Annotated in this window: 21 protein-coding genes; 8 read left to right on the top strand and 13 right to left on the bottom strand. The window is 52.1% G+C overall.

Features of this window, described 5'->3' with window-relative positions; all coding sequences use genetic code 11:
• Nucleotides 1-6 precede the first annotated feature (6 nt).
• From uxaC to DYA43_RS19955, 3 genes are read left to right on the top strand one after another with little or no spacing between them, the layout of a single operon-like run.
• Nucleotides 7-1419: a glucuronate isomerase gene (gene uxaC, locus DYA43_RS19965; RefSeq protein ID WP_061055477.1), complete on the top strand. Its 1413-nt coding sequence runs from the start codon at nucleotides 7-9 to the stop codon at nucleotides 1417-1419.
• Between the two features lie 3 nt (nucleotides 1420-1422).
• Complete coding sequence (locus DYA43_RS19960; protein WP_061055476.1) at nucleotides 1423-2379, top strand: sugar kinase; 957 nt, start codon at nucleotides 1423-1425, stop codon at nucleotides 2377-2379.
• Between the two features lie 9 nt (nucleotides 2380-2388).
• Entirely contained in the window at nucleotides 2389-3015 is a 627-nt protein-coding gene (locus tag DYA43_RS19955) for a bifunctional 4-hydroxy-2-oxoglutarate aldolase/2-dehydro-3-deoxy-phosphogluconate aldolase (RefSeq protein ID WP_020329179.1), read from the top strand.
• Nucleotides 3016-3111: 96 nt separating this feature from the next.
• On the opposite strand, the gene cydB is transcribed toward DYA43_RS19955, so the two are convergent.
• The 3 genes from cydB to DYA43_RS19940 all read right to left on the bottom strand — a co-directional run bounded on the left by cydB (nucleotide 3112) and on the right by DYA43_RS19940 (nucleotide 7914).
• The gene (cydB, locus tag DYA43_RS19950; protein WP_061055475.1) at nucleotides 3112-4128 is read right to left on the bottom strand and encodes a cytochrome d ubiquinol oxidase subunit II; all 1017 of its coding nucleotides are present in this window, start codon (nucleotides 4126-4128) and stop codon (nucleotides 3112-3114) included.
• Between the two features lie 11 nt (nucleotides 4129-4139).
• A complete protein-coding gene (locus DYA43_RS19945; protein WP_061055474.1) occupies nucleotides 4140-5504 on the bottom strand; it encodes a cytochrome ubiquinol oxidase subunit I in 1365 nt (454 codons plus the stop codon).
• Between the two features lie 85 nt (nucleotides 5505-5589).
• Nucleotides 5590-7914: an FdhF/YdeP family oxidoreductase gene (locus tag DYA43_RS19940; RefSeq protein WP_061055473.1), complete on the bottom strand. Its 2325-nt coding sequence runs from the start codon at nucleotides 7912-7914 to the stop codon at nucleotides 5590-5592.
• Nucleotides 7915-8665: 751 nt separating this feature from the next.
• Here DYA43_RS19940 and DYA43_RS19935 point away from each other — a divergent pair.
• The 3 genes from DYA43_RS19935 (at nucleotide 8666) to fdhD (ending at nucleotide 11532) form a co-directional block, all read left to right on the top strand.
• Complete coding sequence (locus DYA43_RS19935) at nucleotides 8666-9565, top strand: bestrophin family protein (protein ID WP_061055472.1); 900 nt, start codon at nucleotides 8666-8668, stop codon at nucleotides 9563-9565.
• Between the two features lie 189 nt (nucleotides 9566-9754).
• Nucleotides 9755-10657, top strand: a complete 903-nt coding sequence (locus DYA43_RS19930; RefSeq protein ID WP_044363684.1) for a LysR family transcriptional regulator — start codon at nucleotides 9755-9757, stop codon at nucleotides 10655-10657.
• A 14-nt stretch (nucleotides 10658-10671) separates the two neighbouring features.
• The gene (gene fdhD, locus DYA43_RS19925; protein ID WP_061055471.1) at nucleotides 10672-11532 is read left to right on the top strand and encodes a formate dehydrogenase accessory sulfurtransferase FdhD; all 861 of its coding nucleotides are present in this window, start codon (nucleotides 10672-10674) and stop codon (nucleotides 11530-11532) included.
• A gap of 258 nt (nucleotides 11533-11790) precedes the next feature.
• Here the strand turns inward: fdhD and DYA43_RS19920 are convergent, their stop codons facing one another.
• Both DYA43_RS19920 and DYA43_RS19915 read right to left on the bottom strand, forming a co-directional pair.
• Nucleotides 11791-11940: a DUF2474 domain-containing protein gene (locus tag DYA43_RS19920; protein ID WP_081094690.1), complete on the bottom strand. Its 150-nt coding sequence runs from the start codon at nucleotides 11938-11940 to the stop codon at nucleotides 11791-11793.
• A gap of 328 nt (nucleotides 11941-12268) precedes the next feature.
• Nucleotides 12269-13180: a LysR family transcriptional regulator gene (locus DYA43_RS19915; protein ID WP_020329170.1), complete on the bottom strand. Its 912-nt coding sequence runs from the start codon at nucleotides 13178-13180 to the stop codon at nucleotides 12269-12271.
• A 103-nt stretch (nucleotides 13181-13283) separates the two neighbouring features.
• Here DYA43_RS19915 and DYA43_RS19910 point away from each other — a divergent pair, with 103 nt between their 5' ends.
• Entirely contained in the window at nucleotides 13284-14270 is a 987-nt protein-coding gene (locus DYA43_RS19910; RefSeq protein ID WP_061055470.1) for an LLM class flavin-dependent oxidoreductase, read from the top strand.
• An 89-nt stretch (nucleotides 14271-14359) separates the two neighbouring features.
• Here DYA43_RS19910 and DYA43_RS19905 read toward each other — a convergent pair whose 3' ends face one another.
• The 8 genes from DYA43_RS19905 to DYA43_RS19870 form a co-directional block, all read right to left on the bottom strand.
• On the bottom strand, nucleotides 14360-14785 hold the full coding sequence (locus DYA43_RS19905) for a VOC family protein (protein WP_020329168.1): 426 nt from the start codon (nucleotides 14783-14785) through the stop codon (nucleotides 14360-14362).
• A gap of 126 nt (nucleotides 14786-14911) precedes the next feature.
• Nucleotides 14912-15709: a slipin family protein gene (locus DYA43_RS19900; protein WP_020430279.1), complete on the bottom strand. Its 798-nt coding sequence runs from the start codon at nucleotides 15707-15709 to the stop codon at nucleotides 14912-14914.
• Nucleotides 15710-15719: 10 nt separating this feature from the next.
• Nucleotides 15720-17060: an NfeD family protein gene (locus DYA43_RS19895; protein ID WP_047460498.1), complete on the bottom strand. Its 1341-nt coding sequence runs from the start codon at nucleotides 17058-17060 to the stop codon at nucleotides 15720-15722.
• A gap of 103 nt (nucleotides 17061-17163) precedes the next feature.
• Nucleotides 17164-18804, bottom strand: a complete 1641-nt coding sequence (locus DYA43_RS19890) for an ArnT family glycosyltransferase (protein ID WP_061055469.1) — start codon at nucleotides 18802-18804, stop codon at nucleotides 17164-17166.
• A 150-nt stretch (nucleotides 18805-18954) separates the two neighbouring features.
• Nucleotides 18955-19365, bottom strand: coding sequence for a DUF2000 family protein (locus DYA43_RS19885; RefSeq protein ID WP_061055468.1), 411 nt, complete (start codon nucleotides 19363-19365; stop codon nucleotides 18955-18957).
• Nucleotides 19366-19402: 37 nt separating this feature from the next.
• A complete protein-coding gene (locus DYA43_RS19880) occupies nucleotides 19403-20002 on the bottom strand; it encodes a LysE family translocator (protein WP_061055467.1) in 600 nt (199 codons plus the stop codon).
• Between the two features lie 57 nt (nucleotides 20003-20059).
• Nucleotides 20060-20893 carry an AraC family transcriptional regulator gene (locus tag DYA43_RS19875; protein WP_061055466.1) on the bottom strand — a complete coding sequence of 278 codons (834 nt, stop codon included), beginning with the start codon at nucleotides 20891-20893 and terminating at the stop codon, nucleotides 20060-20062.
• A 155-nt stretch (nucleotides 20894-21048) separates the two neighbouring features.
• Nucleotides 21049-21978, bottom strand: a complete 930-nt coding sequence (locus tag DYA43_RS19870) for a DMT family transporter (protein WP_061055465.1) — start codon at nucleotides 21976-21978, stop codon at nucleotides 21049-21051.
• Nucleotides 21979-22071: 93 nt separating this feature from the next.
• Between DYA43_RS19870 and DYA43_RS19865 the strand changes: the two genes are divergently transcribed.
• A complete protein-coding gene (locus DYA43_RS19865; protein WP_020329160.1) occupies nucleotides 22072-22965 on the top strand; it encodes a LysR family transcriptional regulator in 894 nt (297 codons plus the stop codon).
• The last annotated feature ends 25 nt before the right edge of the window (nucleotides 22966-22990 follow it).

Raw genomic sequence — 22990 nt, 5'->3', positions numbered from 1 at the left:
GATACGATGAAAACCTTTATGTGCGAAGATTTTTTACTTTCCACGGAAACGGCTCGTCGCCTCTACCACGAGCACGCCAGCAAGCAGCCGATCTATGACTATCACTGTCATCTCAATCCGGCGGAAGTCGCAAGCGATCGCCGCTTCGAAAACCTGACGCAAATCTGGCTGGCTGGCGATCACTACAAGTGGCGCGGTATGCGCTCTGCCGGTGTGTCAGAATCCTTGATCACGGGTGATGCCAGCGACTATGACAAGTATCTTGCCTGGGCAAAGACCGTACCGCAAACGCTGGGTAACCCGCTGTATCACTGGACTCATCTGGAACTTCGTCGCCCCTTTGGCATTACTGGTACGCTGCTCAGTCCGCAGACCGCCGAAACCATTTGGCACCAGTGCAACGAACTGTTGGCCACTCCTGAGTTCTCGGCTCGCGGCATCATGCAACAAATGAACGTCGTGATGGCAGGTACGACCGACGATCCTACCGACACCCTTGAACATCACCACGCCCTTGCGCAGGACGACAGTTTCGACATCGCCGTGTTGCCAAGCTGGCGCCCGGATCGAGCGTTTAAGATTGAACTCGATGGCTTTGCCGATTACCTGCAAAAACTGGGGCAATCAGCGGATATTGAGATTATCCGCTTTGGCGATTTGCTCAACGCACTCGATAAACGTCTGGCGCACTTCGACGCGCACGGCTGCCGCGCTGCCGACCATGGGATTGAGATTGTGCGTTTTGCTCCTATTCCGACGGAACAGGAACTGGATGCCCTGCTCGCGCGCCGTCTTAGCGGTCAGACACCCAGCGAATTAGAATGCGCCCAGTTTTCAACCGCGGTGCAAGTCTGGCTTGGCCAGCGTTATGCTCAGCTAGGCTGGGTGATGCAGATGCACATTGGTGCCCAGCGCAACAATAACAGCCGCATGTTTGCGCTGCTTGGCGCCGACGCAGGGTTTGATTCCATCGGTGACCGCCCGTTTGCGTTTGAACTGGCGCACCTGTTGGATGAGATGGATAAATCGAACCAGTTGCCACGCACCATTTTGTACTGCCTCAACCCCAGAGATAACGAAATGATGGCGACCATGATCGGCAACTTCCAGGGTGGCGGCATTGCGGGCAAGGTGCAGTTTGGTTCGGGATGGTGGTTTAACGATCAGAAAGACGGCATGCAGCGCCAGATTGAGCAACTGTCTCAGCTTGGCCTGCTTAGCCAGTTTGTTGGCATGCTGACCGACTCACGCAGTTTTCTTTCCTACACGCGCCACGAATACTTTCGTCGCATTCTGTGCGACGTCCTTGGCCGTTGGGCAGAAAATGGCGAAGTGCCTAACGATTTGTCGCTACTCGGCCCGATGGTCGAAAACATCTGTTTCGGCAACGCCCAGCGTTATTTTGAAGTGAGGGGCTGAGCGATGAAACACATCGCCATCATCGGCGAATGCATGATTGAGCTGAACGGGAAACCGTTCGGCCCTATGCAGCAAACATTCGGCGGCGATACCCTCAACGCCGCGATTTACCTCTGCCGCGGCCGCGAAGCCAACGGGGCAACTCAGGATATTCGCGTCTCCTACGTTACCGCTTTGGGCAGCGACCCGCTCAGTCAGGGCATGATCCAGCGTTGGCAGAATGAAGGTATCGAGACGCAGTGGGTGCTGCGGGATGAACAACGAACACCGGGGTTGTACTTAATCCAACTCGATGAGCAGGGAGAGCGCACCTTTTTATACTGGCGCAATCAATCTGCCGCGCGCTATCTGATGCAACATGCCGATTTCGCGGCGATCAAGTGCGCTTTGTCGAAGGTGGACATGGTGTTTTTAAGCGGCATCACCCTCGCCATATTGCCAGAAAAGGATCGGATTGAACTGCTGCATCTGCTGGCACAGCTGCGTCAGCAAGGGGTGGAAATCGCCTTCGACAGCAATTTTCGCCCGGCTCTGTGGCCAAACGACCAACACGCGACCGTCAGATTCATCTACGAAGCCATGTATCAGATCACCGATCTCGCGCTGGTCACCTTTGATGACGAACAACTGTTATGGGGTGATGTCACGCCTTCACAAACGCTCAGTCGCCTGACCCAGCTCGGCGTAAACCACTGTGTGGTCAAAAACGGAGCGCAAGGGTGTTCGGTTCAGGAGCGCAGCTCAGTCACTCACAGTGTCGCGACAACGCCAGTCGCCAACGTGGTTGACACCACCTCCGCTGGCGATTCGTTCAATGGCGGCTTTCTCTCCGCTTATTTGGCGGGTCACTCACTGGTTGACGCGTGCCAGCGTGGTAACCAACTTGCTAGCGTTGTCATTCAGCATCGCGGCGCGATTATCGACAAAGTACATACTCAGGCCGCTTTGCTGGCCCAATAAGGAACAACCATGTCTGACATTAAACAACAAATTAAAGCTCTTAAAATTATTCCTGTGATTGCCATCGACAACGCGGAGGACATCATTCCTCTGGGTAAAGTGCTGGTCGAAAACGGCCTGCCGGTGGCTGAAATTACGTTTCGCTCCGATGCAGCCGAAGAAGCTATTCGTCTGCTGCGTGAATCTCAACCGGAGATGCTGATTGGCGCGGGAACAGTGCTTAACCGCGCGCAAGTGATTGCCGCCAAAGAAGCCGGCGCCACGTTCATCGTTTCGCCCGGCTTTAACCCGAATACCGTGCGCGCCTGTCAGGAGCTGGGCATTGAGATCATCCCCGGCGTCAACAACCCAAGTGCCGTTGAAGCAGCGTTGGAAATGGGCCTGACCACCATGAAGTTTTTCCCGGCCGAGCCTTCTGGCGGCATCAGCATGGTGAAATCTCTGCTTGCGCCTTATACCGATCTGGAACTGATGCCAACCGGCGGCATCAAACCGTCCAACGTGAATGACTATCTGGCGATCCCGCGCGTCATTGCTTGCGGCGGTACCTGGATGGTCGAAAAGTCGCTGATCGAAAACGGGGAATGGGAAGAGCTGGCGCGCCTGACCCGAGAAGCCGTTGCGCTGACGCGCTAATCCATCAATCCAGCTCTTCAAGCCAAAAGAGCGTTCTCCGCACTCACGCAAAAAGGGCTTCAGTCATCTGAAGCCCTTTTTATTGGCGGGATGGTGTTAGTGATACGCCTCGCCCACCTGCACTTTGCCACGGAAGACGTAGTAACCCCAAGCGGTGTACGCCAGAATCGCGGGCAGGATAAACAGCACGCCTATCAACGCAAACAGTTGGCTGGAAAGCGGTGACGCCGCCTGCCAGAAGTCAACCGATGGCGGAATGATGGTCGGCCAGATGCTGATCATCAGGCTCACATAGCCGAGTGCAATCAAAAACAGCGTGGCAACAAACGGTTTGTAAGAGTGGCGTTTGCGCAGATTACGCAGAATCAGTGCCACGGCAATCACCGCCAACACTTCCACTGACGCCGTAAAGACCCAGTGATGACCACTCAGCCACAAGTCAGCCACTTGCGGGTTTAACCACGCGGTCCACACCGCCACCATCGTAATCATCACGATCAACGCGTAAGTCAGCGGGCGACTGTAGTGGCGCATTTTGCTCTCCAGCATGCCGTCGGTTTTCATCAGCAACCAGGTACTGCCCAGCAGCGCGTAGGTCAGCGTCAAACCCAACCCACACAGCAGTGGAAACGGCGCCAACCAGTCAAAATCACCCCCGGCAAACTGACGGTTCACCACCGGAATGCCCGCCACGTAAGTGCCCAGCGCGACGCCTTGGAAAAACGCCGCCATGATCGAGCCACCGATGAACGCTTTATCCCACCAGTGACGAGATTTGGCTGACGCTTTAAAGCGAAACTCAAATGCGACGCCACGGAAAATCAGCCCCGCTAATACCAGCACCAGCGGCAGATACAGCGCTTCCAGAATGACGGAATACGCCAGCGGGAATGCGGCGTACAACGTCGCACCGCCAAACACCAGCCAGGTTTCGTTGCCATCCCACACCGGCGCAACCGTGTTCATCATCACATCGCGCTCTTTCGGGTCGGAGATGAACGGAAAAAGAATGCCTAAGCCTAAGTCAAAGCCATCGAGAATCACGTACAGCAGCAAGCCAAACGCGATGATCACGGCCCAAATCACGGATAAATCGATACCTTGAATGGTCATGTTGTCCTCCTTTATTTCGCCAGACTGAGCGGGTCATCACTCACGCGTTCTTGCTCAACCGCTGTCGGGCCTTTGCCCACCAGGCGCATCATGTAAGTGATCCCGACGGTAAACACCGAGAAGTAAATGATGACAAACAGCGCCAGCGTGATACTCATCTGCAATACATCATGGTTCGACGCCGCATCGCGGGTGCGCATCATGCCGTACACCACCCATGGCTGACGGCCGATCTCCGTCGTGAACCAACCTGCTAGCAGCGCAATCAGTCCCGATGGCCCCATCAGCAGGACAAAACGATGAAACAGTTTGGTGTCGTAAAGTTTGCCTTTGCGACGCAGCCACAACGCGGTCAACGCAGACAGAATCATCAACATGCCAAGGCCAGCCATCACGCGGAAACTCCAGAACACGATGGTTGAATTCGGTCGGTCTTCTTTCGCAAAGCTTTTCAGCGCCGGGACCTGTTTCTCCAGACTGTGGGTCAAAATTAAGCTGCCCAGATACGGCACTTCAAGGCTGAAGCGGGTTTTCTCCGCGTCCATATCCGGAATCCCGAACAGGATCAACGGCGTCGCTTCGCCCGGTTTGTTTTCCCAGTGCCCTTCAATCGCCGCAATTTTCGCGGGTTGATGCTCAAGCGTATTTAAACCGTGTGCATCGCCCACCACCGCTTGCAGTGGTGCCACCAGCAGAATCATCCACATAGCCATTGAGAACATTTTTTTCACTTCAGCACTCTTGCGACCGCGCAGTAAATGCCAGGCCGCTGAAGCGGCAACAAAGAATGCCGTCGACAGGAAGGCAGCCAATGCCATGTGCGCCAGTCGGTACGGGAATGACGGGTTGAACACGATTTTAAACCAGTCGACAGGCACCACGCGGCCATCCACAATTTCAATACCTTGCGGGGTCTGCATCCAACTGTTGGACGACAGGATCCAGAACGTTGAAATCAGCGTCCCGATCGCCACCATCACCGTGGCAAAGAAGTGCATGCGGCGGCTGACTTTGTGCCAGCCAAACAGCATGACACCCAAAAATCCGGCTTCGAGGAAAAAAGCCGTCAGCACTTCGTAGGTCAGAAGTGGTCCGGTGACACTGCCGGCGAAATCAGAAAAGCGTGCCCAGTTGGTGCCAAATTCGTACGACATCACCAAGCCGGACACCACGCCCATGCCAAAGTTAACGGCGAAAATTTTGCACCAGAAGTGATACAGATTTTTGTACACCGGATTGCCGGTTTTCATCCAGCGCCATTCCAGCACCGCGAGAAAACTGGCCAGCCCAATGGTGATCGCTGGGAAAATAATGTGAAACGACACCGTGAACGCAAACTGAATGCGCGCCAGGTCGAGAGCCTCTAAATGAAACATACCAGAATCCTTAATCTTTCAGAGGTCGCTGACCCTGCCGCACAACACCAAGCAGGGCCAATGAGATAAACAGAGGTAAACCGAATTACAGTGCAGTGGTTGGAATCACACTGCTTGGTTTGGCTTTTTCCAGTTTGATGGCCACAAACTTGGAGGTCGGCGTAAAGGTGCGATCGCCGTAGCTGTCGAGCGGTACCAGCGGATTGGTTTCCGGGTAATACGCCGCGGCCTGCCCGGTTGGCATGTCATACGCCACCAGTTCAAAACCGGTGACACGGCGCTCCAGCCCGTCGTCCCACAAGGTCACCAAGTCCACTTTATCGCCCGGTTCATAGCCCAGACGACGAATGTCCTCTGCGTTGACGAACACCACATCGCGCATGCCAAACACGCCGCGATAACGGTCATCCAGCCCATACAACGTGGTGTTGTACTGATCGTGAGAACGCAGGGTTTGCAGGATCAGATCCGGCGCATCGCCGCGTTGAATGACGTTTTCGTTCACCAGTTGATCCGGTAGTGCTGGCGCAGCAAACTGCGCTTTCCCGCTGGCGGTATTCCATTCACGACGGGCCGCCGTATTGCCCAAGTAAAAACCGCCCGGATGTTGCAAACGCTGGTTGAAGTTTTCAAACCCGGGAATGGTGTCAGCAATCAAATCACGAATGTGACTGTAATCAGCAATCGCCCAGTCCCAGTCGATTGGGAAATTACCCAGTGTCGCTTTGGCAATCCCCGCCAGAATCGCAGGCTCAGAACGCAGAGATGGCGAGCGCGCTTTGAGCTGACCATAGGAGAGGTGCACCATGCTGAAGGTATCTTCAACCGTTACGCCCTGCGGGCCGTTGGCCTGAATATCGATTTCAGTACGGCCAAGGCATGGCAGGATCAACGCATCGCGACCAGTCACCAGATGTGAACGGTTCAGTTTGGTGGCGATGTGCACGGTCAGCTCACAATTGCGCAGCGCATCATGAGTACGTGGTGTATCCGGCGTCGCTTGCGCAAAGTTACCACCAAGGCCGATAAACACTTTGGCGCGCTTCTCTTCCATCGCCTTGATGGCAAGCACAGCGTTATGACCATGTTCGCGAGGCACTTTGAATTGGAAGCGTTTTTCCAGCGCATCCAACAGAAATTCCGGCGGTTGTTCATCAATCCCCATGGTGCGGTCACCCTGCACGTTACTGTGACCACGCACCGGCGACAGCCCTGCCCCCGGCTTGCCAACGTTCCCGCGCAGCAGTTGTAAATTCACCACTTCCTGAATGGTCGGCACAGAGTGGCGGTGCTGAGTCAGCCCCATCGCCCAGCACATCACCACGCGTTCAGCACGGCGATACATGCGCGCCAACACTTCGATTTCATCAAGTCCCAACCCCGATTGCTGAGTGATGTGTTTCCACGAGGTGCGATCGACAACGTTTAAGTAAGCATCCACGCCCGTCGTATGCTCGCGAATAAAATCGTGGTCGAAAACCGGCGCTTCACCCAATGCTTGCGCTTCGCGCTCCCATTGCAGCAGAAACTTCGCCATACCGCGGAACACGGCCATATCCCCGCCCAAAGCGGGGCGAAAATAAGCACTGCTGGTCGGCTCCGAGCCGTTGCTCAACATTTCGATCGGGTGTTGTGGGTGTTGGAAGCGTTCCAAACCGCGTTCTTTGAGCGGGTTCAGACAGATCACCTGCGCGCCGCGTTTGACTGCTTCACGCAAAGGTTCAAGCATACGCGGATGGTTGGTTCCCGGGTTCTGGCCGATGACAAAAATCGCATCCGCCAATTCCAAATCTTTAAATACCACTGTCCCTTTGCCGACACCAATGGTGTCGGACATGCCAATCCCACTGGCTTCGTGGCACATGTTTGAACAGTCAGGAAAGTTATTGGTGCCAAACGCTCGCACAAACAGTTGATAAATGTACGCTGCCTCATTGCTGGCACGACCGGAGGTGTAAAATTCCGCTTCGTCCGGAGACGCCAGCGCGTTGAGGTGGCGTCCGACCATCGCAAACGCATCATCCCAGGAGATTTCGACGTAGTGATCGGTTTCAGAATCATAACGCATCGGATGACTCAGGCGGCCCTGATATTCCAGCCAGTAATCGGTTTGTTTCGCCAGTTCCGAAACGCTGTATTTGGCAAAGAAATCCGGATCCACAAGACGGCTGGTGGATTCCCAGTTGACGGCTTTTGCGCCGTTTTCGCAGAAATTCACCATCCCGTTTTCAGGCGATTCACCCCACGCACATCCCGGACAGTCGAAGCCGCCGTTCTGGTTGGTTTTCAACATCGCTCTCAGGTTACGAAACGCATTCTCACTGCCTAACCAGCTTTTGGTGACCGCTTTGAGCGCGCCCCAGCCTGCTGCAGGTCCGGGATACTCTTTAATGTGTTCCTTTTGGTTCATGACGACACTCCTCTCTAGGAATTTCAATGAACGATGCGTTATTTACCGGTGAGCGATGGCAAATATGATTTCGACCACTTGTGCTTATATTGATGCACAAAGATGCACGAAATAAATAAGGTTCATTGAGTTGTAATTAAACACAACCAACGATATTTTTGGTCGTGCCTTTTATTTCCCTAGAGCGTAAATCTTATTTTTACGACCGTCCAATTGAACTTATTGAATTAATCATCGACGAAATCTATCACTCAGACAAAGCAGAAATAACCACACAAAAAGTAATTTATTGATTCATTCTTAAATGAAGGCAGACGTTATTTTTAATCTCGACTCACGCTCCAGACGCATACATTCCGAATAAGCACACCGATGCATTAATTCGAGTAACCCACTCTAAATTCGGCACTTATTTTTACTTCAAACACTGAACCGCCCATGGGCTGCGCGTGATAGAAACGCTCTATCACGCGATAAAAACAACTGATTTGACCCGGGGTGTTTTCGATCTTATTCTTGATTCAGATCAAGAAACATGCAGATTTTAATCACAACCGAGTCCGTTTTTGTATCCGTTTTTGTCAATGTGCTGAATCAGACCTGTCGAAAAAATAGCGTTTTTAAAAAGCATGTCAGATGCCATTAAATCGGCATCATCAATAGGATTAAAATAGAATATTATCGCCATTGAACACTTCAATAATAATATTCTACTTAAAGTAACGTTAAAACTATTACTCATGGAAAAATCATGATCGTTCATCCTAAACCTAATTTAACGAATATTTTATTTTCATTAAAAGGTTCCATTGCAAAACGTATTGCTAAACGCAGTTTTATGATCACCGCTCTGGCGTCATTAATTGTGTTAGTGGAAGGGATGTTGCCGACATTTTTTACCCATGTGAATGCCACGCCGTTTACTTTGTTGGGTATTTCGCTGTCCATCTTTATGAGTTTTCGTAACAATGCCTGTTACTCACGTTGGTGGGAAGGTCGTCAGGCGTGGGGACACGTGATTACCGAAGTGCGCTCATTTACTCGCGCCAGTGAAGTGATTGACGATGAAGCGTTGCGTACGTCGCTGTTAAAAGAGCTGTGCGGTTTTACCCACGCGTTGGCGGCTCGGCTACGCAACGAAGACGAGTATCTGGCTGCGAAAGACTGGCTCAGTCAAGGGGCAGAGACATACGGACACAACGTCAGCGACGGAATTTTGCGCCATATCAGTCGCGGCTATTCCAAGCTCGCCAAAGCAGGCAGCATCAGTGAGTGGCGCTATGTGATGCTGGAAGAGCGGTTGCAACGCCTGTCGGAGGCACAAGCGACATGTGAACGCATTAAAAGCACGCCACTGCCCTTTCCGTACACCTTGCTCTTTCACCGTACCAACTACATTTTCTGTTTGTTGTTGCCGTTTGCGATGGCAGAACCGCTGGGCTGGATTGCGCCGATTTTTACCACCATCGTCAGCTACACCTTTTTTGGTTTAGATGCGATTGGGGACGAACTGGAAGATCCCTTTGGTCGTGATGAAAACGATCTGCCAATGGATGCGCTGGTCAGAATTATTGAACGTGACGTTTTGGACGCGCTCAACGTGGCGGAGCTGCCACCGATTTTGCAACCGGTTGATTATGTGCTCAACTAGTCGCAACGTATGACCCCCCCAACGGCTTTGGCGCAGCGGACACCGCTGCCACTTCAAGTCAGGCGGGTATAAGATAATAAGTACTGAGCACACTCAGTCTGTCAGTCTCAACACAAGTGGCCAAATAACAATACGAGCACGACAACGTGCCGCCCAAGTAAAAAAACACCGGCCGCTTAAGGAAGCATTATGGACATTAAGCAATTGAAATATCTCATTGCGCTCGACGAAACCCAACACTTTGGGCAAGCCGCTGCAATGTGTCACATCACGCAGCCCACCTTGTCGATGCGCATTCGCAATCTGGAAGATGAGCTGCAACTGACCCTGATTAACCGCGGTCAGCGTTTTGAAGGGTTTACTGAAGCGGGCGACCGCATTCTGGCCTGGGCGCGCAGCGTGCTCGCTGCCCACGATGGATTACAGGCAGAAGCAGCCAATTGCCGCGGCCAGTTGGTGGGCAGCCTGCGTTTTGGCATGGTGCCGCTGGCGAGCCTGAACCCCATGGCGCTGCTCGAACCGCTGTCAAAACGCTACCCTGAACTGCGGTATCAGTTGTGCTCGGTGACGTCCGAACAGGTGATTGACGGCCTCAACCGCAATCAGTTGGATTTGGGCTTGTGCTATCTCGATCAGGTCGATACCACCCATTTTGAAGTGATTGAACTGGCGGCTACCAGCATGGGGCTGCTGCACGATACCCGTCATTTCGGATTTGCTGACACGCAAATGGATTGGGAAAGCCTCGGCCATATTCCGCTGGGTTTGCTGACCAAAGGGATGCATTACCGCCAGTCGATTGACATGAGCTTTAGCAGCAAGGGGATTGAGCCACATATTCAGGTGGAGAGTGATTCCACCTTTCAATTACTGCAAGCGGTCCATGCCGGGTTGTGCTGCGCCATCATGCCACTGAACAGCGGTATGGAGACCATGAACGAGCACCTGCGCATGATTCCGATTGCACAGGCCGAAGTGCATTCACGCATCGGCTTACTGATGCGCAAAACCGAGCCGCGCTCCGCGTTGGCTGAGCGTTGTTTTGCCAAAGCACAGAAAATTTTTGCTGCCGACCACAACGTGTCGGATTAAACCGGGAGATCACCATGACGTGCACTGTGACTCAACTGACCGAACTGGCTGAAGCGAATTTCGCGCCGCCCGCCCCTGATCAATATGGCTATGTCGAAATGAATGCCGAACACACCCAAGGCGTAAATGCGCTGGCCAGTGAAACGGCGTTGTCGATCAGCTACAACGGCATCAGCCACGCAGTGATGATGGTGACGCCCGGCAACCTTGAAGATTTCGTCAAAGGATTCAGCATCAGCAGCGGCATCGTCGAGGCTGCCAGCGAAATCCATGACGTGCAATTGAGCATGGGGGCAGAGTCTCATCATGCCGCCGTCGACATCGCCAATCGCGCCTTCTGGTCGCTAAAAACCCAGCGTCGCCAACTGGCCGGCACCAGCGGTTGTGGCATTTGTGGTGTGGAAGCGCTGGATCAAGCGCTGCCATCATTAACGCCGCTGTCTCCTGTTGCACCGCCGAACCCGGTTCTGTTCAACGGATTGCGCGATCGTATTCAACAAGCACAGGTTCTGGCCCGTCATAGTGGCGCGTTGCACGCGGCTTTGTATGCCAACGAACGAGGCGACATTACACTATGCCGCGAAGATATTGGCCGCCACAACGCATTGGATAAATTGATTGGTGCGATGGTCAATGACAAAGTGAATCCACAACACGGTTTTGTGGTGATGACCAGTCGCTGCAGCCTGGAACTGATTCACAAAGCGGTGCGCGCCAAAATTGCCACCTTAGTGACTTTGTCGGCGCCGACGGCGCTGACCGTGCAATGGGCACGTCGCCATCATCTGAACCTGATTCACCTGCCAAAAGGCAGCGCACCGCGCTTATACAGCCCGGCCCTGGTCAGCAGCAATATTGTCGATCTGCACCGTTAATTTCTACTGCGGAGACAACGTGCTCCGCGATTATTTTCACTTTCTCGATAATTGATACCCCAATCACCTTGGGTCACAAGGGTATTTTTACGTTGTTCCTCTTCGCAACGACTTGAGATAAATCATTCCTTTTCCGACGGAATGATTTATCTCTTTTTTTACCCTGACGACCGATAATAAAAAAGCGAACAACGTCATCGTCATTCGCCTTATTTCTTCTCGCACAATTGAAACATTAAGATCTCGTTTGCCAACGATTCAGTGGCTACTCATCCCAGCAGCAGACATCAGGGCACGAAAGCCTATGGCGACAACGCCCAGCGTCAGCACACTGCCCGTCCAGATGGCGCCCATCCACAGCAGGTCCATCGCCGTTGAACGCGGTTTCTCTTTCAAATGATGATTCATGATCGACTCCCAATAATAGATTCACCAACGGAAAGTTATTTCCGTCAGCCGAATCAATACAGACTTAATTCATCCATATTAATCCTCGCGTCACTTGGGTCAAATCGGTTTAATAAATAGACTCATCGATAACATCAATCACTAAAAATAATACGTTGAACCCTCAATGAATTTAATTTGCACCTTTCATTATTATGTATCCTCAAACTAATTGGAGTTGCAGGTAGGCGGCGAGCGATTTAATCCCCATGAGCATAGATCAACTATGTGATTGGGGTTAAGTCGTGAAGCCAACACCGCTGCAACTTCAATTAGGCAGAGGATATGTTTAATCGAATTGGCCTCGCTGCGCGAGCTCCACCAGCTGATCAATCACAAAGCGGACTTTAGGCAATAAATGGCGGTTCTTCGGCCATACTGCGTGAATCGGCGATGAACCTGCACAATGGCCCGGCAACACCTCCTGCAATCGGCCCGCTTGCAAATCATCACGAATCAGCCACAGCGGCAACTGCGAAATTCCGCAACCTGCGATCACGGCTTCACGTATCGCGTCGCCGTCACTGAATTCATGGGTCGCTGGCGGCTTAAAACGCACAGTTTCGCCGTCGCAGTTTTTCACTACCCACGAGAGCGGCTGATTCTGCTTTAAACTCACCACGCAATCATGATTTTTCAGATCATCAAAACTGGATGGTACGCCGCGGCGCGCCACATAATCCGGCGCAGCACACATCACCATTTTTTGTACCGTCAGATGACGCGCCACCAGCCCGCTGCTTTCCTGCAACTCACCAATGCGCACCACCACATCCAGCCCTTCTTCGACGATATCAACAAAGCGCTCGTTGAACGTCACTGCCAGCGACAGTTCCGGATACTGCGCGCTCATAGTCAATAGCAAAGGCAGCACCTTTTTGCGCCCGAATGCAGCAGGGAGATCAATTCGTAGCTTGCCCGATGGCTTGTCGACTTTGGCTTGCAACAGCGCTTCAGCGCACTCAAGCTGACCCAGAATATCGAGGCAGCTTTTGAGGTACGCTTCCCCTTCCGGCGTCAGTGTTAGTTGGCGCGTGGAACGATGCAGCAGCTTGACGCCAAGGCGCTCTTCCAAGCGCGATACGCTTTTCGCCACCGCGGATTTAGTCAGGTTGAGCCGCTCGGCAGCGGCGGTAAACGTTTTGTGCTGAGCGGTGCAGACAAACGCTGTGATGCCGCTGAAATGATCGTCTTTACGCATAATTGTAGAACTGAATTCAACATAGAATCGATTTGAAGGCAGTTTATCTTAGTTAAAGAAACAGGCATAGTCTCACCATTACTGATAACAAGAATGAGTCGTCATGCCTTTACCTCCGTTTTCGATTCTGGATTTGGCTCCGGTTTCAGAAGGTTCTGATTTCCATCAGACATTTAAACAGTCCGTTTCGTTGGCTCAACACGCCGAAAAGCTTGGCTATCAACGTTTCTGGATGGCCGAACACCACAACATGCCAGACATCGCCAGCGCCGCGACTGCTGTGCTGCTCAGCCACATTGGCGCGCAAACCGACACCATTCGCCTGGGCTCCGGTGGCATTATGTTGCCCAACCATGCACCGCTGATTATTTCCGAACAATTCGGCACGCTGGACGCCTTGTATCCGGGCCGGATTGATTTGGGACTTGGCCGCGCGCCGGGCACCGATTATCCGACGATGCATGCACTGCGCCGCGATCCTGAGCGAATGGATCCTGATTTTGATGAACTGCTGGAAGAGCTGCAGTTTTTTATGGGGCCGATTTCTGATAACCAGCCGGTCCGTTCGTTCCCGGGAAACAATGCCAAGGTGCCTTTGTGGCTATTAGGGTCAAGCACTTACAGCGCGCGCCTTGCCGGTATTAAGGGACTGCCTTTTGCTTTTGCGGCTCACTTTGCACCGGATGCGATGCTGCGTGCGCTGGAGATTTACCGCGAGCACTTCCGCCCGTCGGAGCAACTCGATAAACCTTACGCCATGATTGGGGTGAACATCATTGTGGCGGAAACCGACCGTCAGGCGCAGTATCTGGGCACGACGGAGAAACAGAAGTTTCTCAAGATGATTCGTGGTGGGCGCGACAAGCTGCCGCCACCGGTGATGAGCATGGATCCACTGTGGTTGCCGCATGAGCAGCGTCAGGTGGAAAGTCAACTTCGTGAATCGATTCACGGCAGTCCGGACACGGTGCGTCGCCGCATTGAAGAGCTGGTTGAACGCACGGGCGCCGATGAGATCATGGTCAATGCGATGATTTATGATCATCAGAAGAAGCTGCGTTCTTACGAACTGCTGGCGGAATTGCGCTAAACGCTTCTGGCACACCCCGTGTGAGGGGCGTCCGCATTCAACGTCAAAAGCCGTGTGAACACACGGCTTTTGGTTTGTTGCGAGCAAAACTATTTAGCAAACAGCTGACTCATATCTTTGAACGCTTTGAATTCCAACGCGTTGCCGCACGGGTCGAAGAAAAACATCGTGGCCTGCTCACCAACCTGCCCCTGAAAGCGAATATACGGCTCAATCACGAACTCGACCTGATGCGATTTCAACCGCTCTGCCAGTGCTTCCCAATCGTTCCACGCCAAAACCACACCAAAGTGTGGCACTGGCACATCATGGCCATCGACGGGGTTGGTCACTGCCCGCTCCTGATCGGCCGTTTTCGGGTGGTAGTGAATCACTAACTGATGACCGAAGAAATTGAAATCGACCCAGCTCTCAGCCGAGCGCCCCTCTTCCAGACCAAACACCTGATTGTAAAACTGACGTGCAAGCGAAACATCGTAAACCGGAATGGCCAAATGAAACGGCTGTAAACTCATGCAAACTTCCTTGGTTATGAATAGCATTATGGGGATGCGGTGACTTGCGCTATCTCATTGAAAAAGCGCAAATCACCACACTTAAAGATAGGCGATTTGCGCCAAGTTGCACGGCAGAACATCTCGTTATGACTCGTGGTCTTTTTTGTCCGGCTGATTAAGTTTCTGAAACAAGCCTTCCATCAATGTCGTTGGCATGGGAAACAGAATGGTCGAGCTTTTCTCACCCGCGATTTCCGTCAGCGTTTGCAGGTAGCGCAGCAATATCGCGTTCGGCTCTGCCGCCAGGCGATTCGCCGCTTCCACAAGTTTTTCAGACGCTTCCATTTCCCCCGAAGCGTGAATCACTTTCGCACGACGTGTCCGTTCCGCTTCGGCCTGACGGGCAATGGCGCGAATCATCGACTCGTTCAAATCAACGTGTTTGATTTCTACATTCGACACCTTAATGCCCCACCCTTCCGTGCGCGCATCCAGAATCGCCTGAATGTCCGCATTGAGCATTTCGCGGTTGGCCAGCATTTCATCCAGTTCATGTTGACCAAGTACGGATCGCAAGGTGGTTTGCGCTATCTGCGATGTTGCCTGGAGATAGTTTTCTACGTTGATGATCGCCTTTTGCGAGTCGACGACGCGAAAATAAATCACCGCATTGACGCGCACCGAGACGTTGTCACGGCTGATGACATCCTGACTCGGCACATCCATCACAACGGTGCGCAGATCCACCCGCACCATTTGTTGAATGACCGGAATGACGATAATCAGCCCCGGACCTTTGACCTTCTGGAAACGGCCAAGAAAGAAAATCACGCCACGCTCATACTCGCGTAAAATTCGAAACAGCCGCACAGCAATCAGCACGATCAACACCAGAAGCAGAATTGGTGTCAGCAGCTCAGTGTTTACTGGAATACCCGGCATAGCCGCCTCCTTATTTTTTGGTCACTTGTAAGGTCAATCCGTCTACGGCAATCACCCGAATCAGGTCACCTTTGCGCAGCGGGACATCGCTCAACGCTTCCCAACGCTCCCCATCGACATGGACAAAACCTTGGCCTTCAAAGCTATCGAGCGCCATGCCTTCCATACCCAACATCGCTTCCTGGCCGCTGACCACCTGTTTTCGTCTCAGCTCCATCACCCGGCTTAAAACGAAGATGATCAGTGCCGCCGAGACGGCCGCGATGCTGTAAATCAGCCCCAGAGACACTTGCAGTTCTGGCAAATCGCTGTCGATCAAAAACACCGAGCCGAGTACAAATGCCACGATCCCACCAATGCCCAGTAAACCGAAACTCGGCAGAAACGATTCGGCAATAAACAGTGCAATCCCGAGCAGCATGAGTCCCATGCCGACGTAGTTCACCGGCAGCAGTTGGAAGGCATAGAGCGCAATCAACAATGAAATCGCCCCGGTGATGCCGGCAATGCCGAAGCTTGGGGTGTAAAACTCAAGCAGCAGACCGTACACGCCAATCATCATCAGGATATAAGCCACATTCGGGTCGGTGATGGTGGCAAGAAACTGATTGCGCAGATCCGGTTCGCGAATCTCGAGTTGTGCCTTGTCGACATTGAGACTGACAGCGCGGTGATTCACATCCAGCGTTTGCCCGTTCACGGCATTAAGCAAATCCTGCGGAGATTCGGCCATCACATTGATGACATTCATCTCCAACGCTTCAATCGCAGACAACGTAGCCGCATCGCGCACCGCTTTTTCAGCCCATTCCACATTGCGCCCACGCAGCTGTGCCAGCGAACGAATATAGGCAATCGAATCATTGAGTACCTTTTTCTCCATCGCGGTCGGTTCGCTCGGCTTATCCTGCTGCTCACCGCCACCCGGCGACGGGCCGCCAATCTGAACCGGGGTTGCAGCGCCGAGCGTGGTCGCTGGCGCCATCGCAGCGATATGGCAGGCATAGAGAATATAGGTACCGGCACTGGCGGCACGTGCGCCCGGCGGATAAACCAGACACAACACCGGAATGTCAGAGGCGAGAATATGTTGGTTAATGTCACGAAGGGTCGAGCTGAGGCCGCCCGGGGTGTCGAGCGTCACAATCACGGCAGGAGCATGCACTTGCTGATTGGCGCGCTGAAGCTCTTTGATGACGTAATCCCCCACAGCAGGGCCGATGGCACCACTGATGGCGATCACTGGAACGGTTTGAGAAGGCGCCGCTGGCGCATTCGTTGTATCAGCCGTCGCCAGTGTTGAAAAACTCAGAAGGCTGGTGAGCAGCACTTCCATCACCCGACGATACATACGCAGTTCCGATACAAAACTCTACTTTGAGTGTAGTCGAACTGCACGTATTCGCCGGGCAATGTTGAGTCAGATACGAAGGCAATGCCGCTATGACGAAAAGTTAAGAATCTTCCGCCACCACCAAATTATTGGTCTGGTTCTCTTGCAGTATTTTTTCAAGCATCTGGTTATCCATAATAAACAGCCACTTGCCTCGAAACGGTGTCATATAGACGGCATATTCTGCCAATGGGTCGGTTTTCTTACGTTGAATCCACACCGTATAACCCGGCTCCGTACTCAGAAATGCATCCCGCTGCTCTTTTGACCCGGGGATCAGAATCAGCGGCGCTTCCAGTCTGCCAGCATAACCAAAGGTGTTGTGGTATTTACCGACAAACGACACGCTGGCACCTCTGGCTTGCAACTGATGAATATGACGACCAATGTCAGTCACGTCGTAAAGATTGTTCAAGATTGGGGACAGGCTGGCCAACAGCGCAGATAAGCTCAGCATCAGTGCGCCAAGGTTCAGCGCCAAACGTTCAAACGGCAGAGGCCTTTTCCACAGCAACAATGCCATGAAAGCGACAGGCAACAACGCCCAGCTTTGGTATACCTCGGTGATTTGCGCGCTGCGAAAGACTTTCTCGACCCACAATGGCGAGCTCAGAATCGCAATCGCGACAAAAACCAGCATGGCAATGACCGCAGGCTCCGTCGTGAATTTTTCAGGACTGAGGCGGTTCGCCACCCAGATAGCAGCGAAAGGAAATACCGGAAACAGATAGTGAATCTGCTTACCGCTGAAGCAACTGAATATGGCGACCACAATGACGAACAGCGCCAAACAGAAGGTATCGCTGCGTTCTCCCCCCAGCCAAGGGCGGCTGCGCCAGAAGCCCGTCAGGAAGAACCAAGGAAACAACAGCGCTGGCAATAGCATGACATACCAATAAATTGGCCTCGCATGGGCAAACGAATCCTGAATGCGCCCCGCAGACTGCCCCCAGAAGATGGCTTTGGCGTACTCCGCGCCACCGGCAATCGCAGCGGGAATCGCCCAGGCCAGAATGACCGCAATCGCAATGAATACGCTCTGCACAATCGCTTTGAAAAAGGCTTTATTGATTCTTGACGGCGATGGATGCCATAAACGAACCAGAGTAATAAAGGGGATGAAATACACAAACACCACCGGCCCTTTGGTCAGCATGCCCAGTCCCAGAAACACGCCGCTCAAACGCGCCCAAAAAATGCGATCGGTTTGTGCGAATTTCCACACGCTGATAACAGCGAGTTGGATAAAGACTGTGAGCATCAGATCAAACATGATCATGCCCGAATACAGAAACCAGCCGAGAAAGCTAATCAGGATCAACGGGGATAACCATTTCGCTTGCGGTGAATCCGGATACACTTTTTGCGCAAGCTTGCTTACCAGATACAGGTTAATCAGTGAAAAACCCGGTACAACCATGCGGGTGACGGTTTCAGAGGTACCAAACAGCGCCCAGATGCTGCTGAATAGCCAGAACATGAATGGTGGTTTATGGTCGTAAGTCGCACCGTTGATGTGGGGCACCAACCAGTTGTTATCCAGCCACATCTCCCAGGCAACGGACACATAGCGTGTTTCATCAATTGGGAAGATGGGTCTGAATAAAACGTTCACTGAAATAAAAAACAGCGCAACCATCAGTGCCAAAACTGCATATTGAATGTTTGGTGCTATCGAGAACACCTGCTTCCTAGCCGACATTGAATCCCTTATTCACCCAGTGAATCCTAGGCAATTGATTGAATTTTATTATTAGTTCACCAAGGTGAACCTTTGATTAACTATAAATGAGTTTTATCTAATAAAAGGAATTCAATGTCGACTCTGCTGTTTACCGCACATCATGCATGTTTAATCATGCAACTTTGCTCCCTTAAACACTTTATCCACTTGTTTCTTATCACCAAACATCCCCAGCCCGACCAACGGTAATTGCTCGCTCGTGTATTGGCTGACCGTTTGGCGGTTTGCTTCGTCATGACCGGAGGCGAACATGTCTTCGACAAAAATCGCCATCTCTGCTTGCTGGCGATTCGCGCGCTGAACAAAAGTGGAGACCTTTTCTCGACTCGCTTTGAGCACGATGATCGGCTGCACGCACAAAGGCAGGTATGCATTGCCTGAGGCATCGCGATAACATTCCCCGGTTTTCACTTGCGGGCTACCGGTTACGCCGCCGGAAAGAAAGCTAACCACATTGAGTTTCTGCCAGGTTGGCAAATCGTCTGCCACCACAATGGCAAATTTGGTATCAAACTGCATGGTATTTCCCTTTGAATTATCTCTATTAATCATAATGTTACAAAAAAGCACTCAGCCCCATACTCACCGCCACAAACATCAGAAACAGCGCCATGAGTTTATTGATTAGCGTGAGGTAACTCGCCTGACGAATGTTGTTGCCCAGCAATCGGCCGAAAATGAAATAAGACCAAGGCGCGCCAAAGGCAAACACTGCGAGCCCCACACACCAAGCAAACAGGCTCACACCCGCAATCCCCGCCGCAGGAAATTGCACCGTCGCCACAGGCAGCGCAACCGTGATGCCTTTGGGATTGAGCAGTTGCATCATCAATCCATCGCGAAATGTCAGCGCGCGCACCTCGCTATTTTTATCTTCACCACTGTTGTCTTTACTCACTTGAGAGCGGAATATTTTGATGGCCAGCCAGAAGATATACAGCCCGCCCAGCACCGATGCACCTTGCAGCAGCGATTCGTTCATGATCCGCTCGCCAATCATGGCAACGCTGAAAAACAGGATGAACATCGCGACCGCAACACCGGAGAAGAAGCCGAAAATACGTTGTTGTTTTTGAATGCCATTATTGAGGCCAATAGCATTCACCGGCCCAGGCGTGTACATCACGCCAAAGGCATAAAGAATTATGTCTGTCATGGATTGCTCTGAGAGTGGTTAAGATTGACGAATCAGACGATCCGTTGTCGTTGATATTCAGCTGTTGCTGGTATGCAGTTGTCGCTGATATTGATGCGGCGTGATGCCAAAAACCCGTTTGAATTTACGATTGAGATGGCTGACATCAGCAAAGCCTAAGTCGATCGCCACATCCGACGCTTTGTCGCCCACTTCCAGCGCTTGCTTGGCGCGGTTCACCCGACAGTTAAGCACGTACTGATGCGGCGTCATGCCGAACTGTTCGTTGAACAGGCGAATAAAATGGAACTTCGACATATTGGCGGCTTGGCAAATGTCATCCACGCTCAGCTTTTGATCGAGGTTGCTAAGAATGTACTCTTTGGCGCGCAGCAAGAGTGTGTCTTTGCGGCCATGATAATGTCCGGCTTTGAGCGAACCGCCACCTAAACGAATTATCGATTGGGCAATCGCCAGCAGCGCTGCTTCTTCCTCTAACGCAGACAACGTCGGCTGACGCATCATCTGGCTTAGATTCAGCACTTGATGGCGCAGCTGTTCATCATGAAACAGCGATTGCTTGAGACGCGCCTGATCGGGCGTAATTTGCCCCAAAGATTGCATCATCTCCATCAGCGTATGCTGCGGAATGTAAAGCATCTCGTATTCCAGCGCCGAGCGTTCCCCGGCACAGCCGTCATGCACCTGCTCAGGATTGAAGATCATCACATTGCCCACATTGCTTTTGTGATACGTCCCGCCGCTGAAAAAATCCTGACGACCTTTGCGAGTCACACCAATGCTGTATTCTTCATGCGCATGCTTATCGTAGCTGAACTCCTTCATTCGGGCAGAAAAGGCGCTCAGACCATCGGTATGCTGGCTGGGAAGATACTGAAACTGCTCTTGCATGAGGTTCATTCACTCGCGTTAATCAATAAAGCCAGTATAGGAACGCACGCCGTGGTTGAATAGAACAAAATTGCGAACTTTCGCAGCGAGGACGCCAGAGACAAAAAAAGGCGAGAAATTCTCTCGCCTTTTGGATTTAACAAGCCACTCGACAATCAAGCACCTGGGCACACTTTTGGCTGGCGTTTAATCAAATGAAGACGTGGCAGCAACAAGCCTGCGATCACTACCGCAATCCCGACCAGTTGTAACTGAGTGACCGCTTGACCAAGCATAAAAGAGGTCAGCACAGAGAAAATAGGCACAAAGTTGAAGAACAGCGCGGCATTGGCTGAACCAAGGTGACGCACACCGTTCAACCACAACAGATACCCCGCCACCGTACCAAACACACCGATGTACACCACTTCCGAAACCCCCAGCGTGCTGCTGTTCCACAGCTCGGCAAACGGGTGTACTTCTGGCGATGCCAGGCACATCGCACCAATGACGGCCGCACCACTTAACATGCCGACAAAGGTATAAGGAATCACTGGCATCCAGCGGCTGATGCCTTGGCTGAAGTAAGTGTAAAGACTCCAGGCCAGCATACCGCAGAAAATCAGTTTATCGCCGTGATTGATCTCCATCGAAAACAGCGTTTCCAAGTGACCGTTGGTGATCACCATCAGCACGCCGGTTAAACTCACCAGCAGGCTAAAACACTGGGCAAACGAAGGCAGGGTGCGCAGCGCAATACAGGCAATGAGCGACGTCATCAGTGGGCTGAGCGCCATGATCAATGAGCCGTTGGTCGCATTGGTGTACGCAAGACCAGTAAACAACCCGAGGTTCAACCCGCCAACCCCAACGGCACTGACCGCAATCACCCACAACCACTGACGCGAACTCAGCTGAGGCTTGGGCATCCGCGCCGCTTTGATATAGAGACCTAAGCAGGCAGCCGCAATCACAAAGCGCCAGAACACCAGTGTCAGCGCATGCACCTCGTCCAGCGCGTGTTTACCAATGGGAAAGCAACTGCCCCAAAAGAAGGTACAGATAATGAGCAGAACAATCGCTTTCATCGTTGAATCAGATTTCATCGTCACTCCGAATGACTTGTCAAAACAGTTTCACTAGTGTATTGATTTCAATAACTGGATAAACAAGCAAAATTAAGACAGTAAATGCCAATAATGAAACCTAGCTATTCGTTAGACGATTTGCGCTGTTTTTGTGCTGTAGCACGCTCCGGCAGCTTCAAAGATGCCGCCCAATCATTGGGCATGCCACTCTCAACATTAAGTCGTCGTATCCGCCAGTTGGAAGCCGATTTGCAGCTTCGTCTGCTCAATCGCGATGCGCATCGTGTGGTGTTAACCAGCACGGGTGAGCAATATTTCCAACGTTCGGTGGCGCTGTTTGATGAACTTGATGATATCGATGAAGATCTGCACCGGGATAAACATCAGCCACAAGGAAAAATTCGCATCTCTGCACCGATCAATGCCGGTTCCCAGTTCTTGCGCACCATTTTTTATGATTTTCTGTTGCAGTACCCGGATATTCAGTTAGACCTGAGTTTTTCCAACTCTTTGATTGATATTGAAGCAGAAGGCATGGACGTGGTGTTTCGCGTAGGAAGCCCGGTGGTCGATAACTGGATCGCGCGGCCACTGAAACACATCCATTTCATTTTGTGCGCGCATCCCGATTACGATATTTCCACCATTACCACACCAGAGAAGCTGTGCGGGCATCCGACCATCATTTGTCGTCCGATGATTCCGTGGCAATTGGTGAATAAAGCGAGTGGCGAGGAATTTGATTATCACCCGCAGAAAGGTGTTCGTCTCGAAGTGGATGAAGTATTAATGCTTACCCATGCCGTGAAGACCGGGATTGGCATCGGCTATGTACCGGATTACTTCGCATTACCCATGATCGCCCAAGGGGAGATGACGCATGTCCTGCCCGACTGGAGCAGCAAAGTCAGAACACTGTTTATGCTCTATCGCGATCGTGACCACCTGCCGCTGCGGGTACGTTTGTTCGTTGAGTTCGTCATGCAGCGCTTTGCAGTGAACTAGCCTCACCAACTCACTGCTTTTCATC

The sequence above is a fragment of the Vibrio fluvialis genome (genome assembly GCF_900460245.1).
Taxonomy (GTDB): Bacteria; Pseudomonadota; Gammaproteobacteria; order Enterobacterales; family Vibrionaceae; genus Vibrio; species Vibrio fluvialis.
Note: the sequence above shows the minus strand (reverse complement) of the source record. Positions and strands in the feature narration are given on the sequence as shown.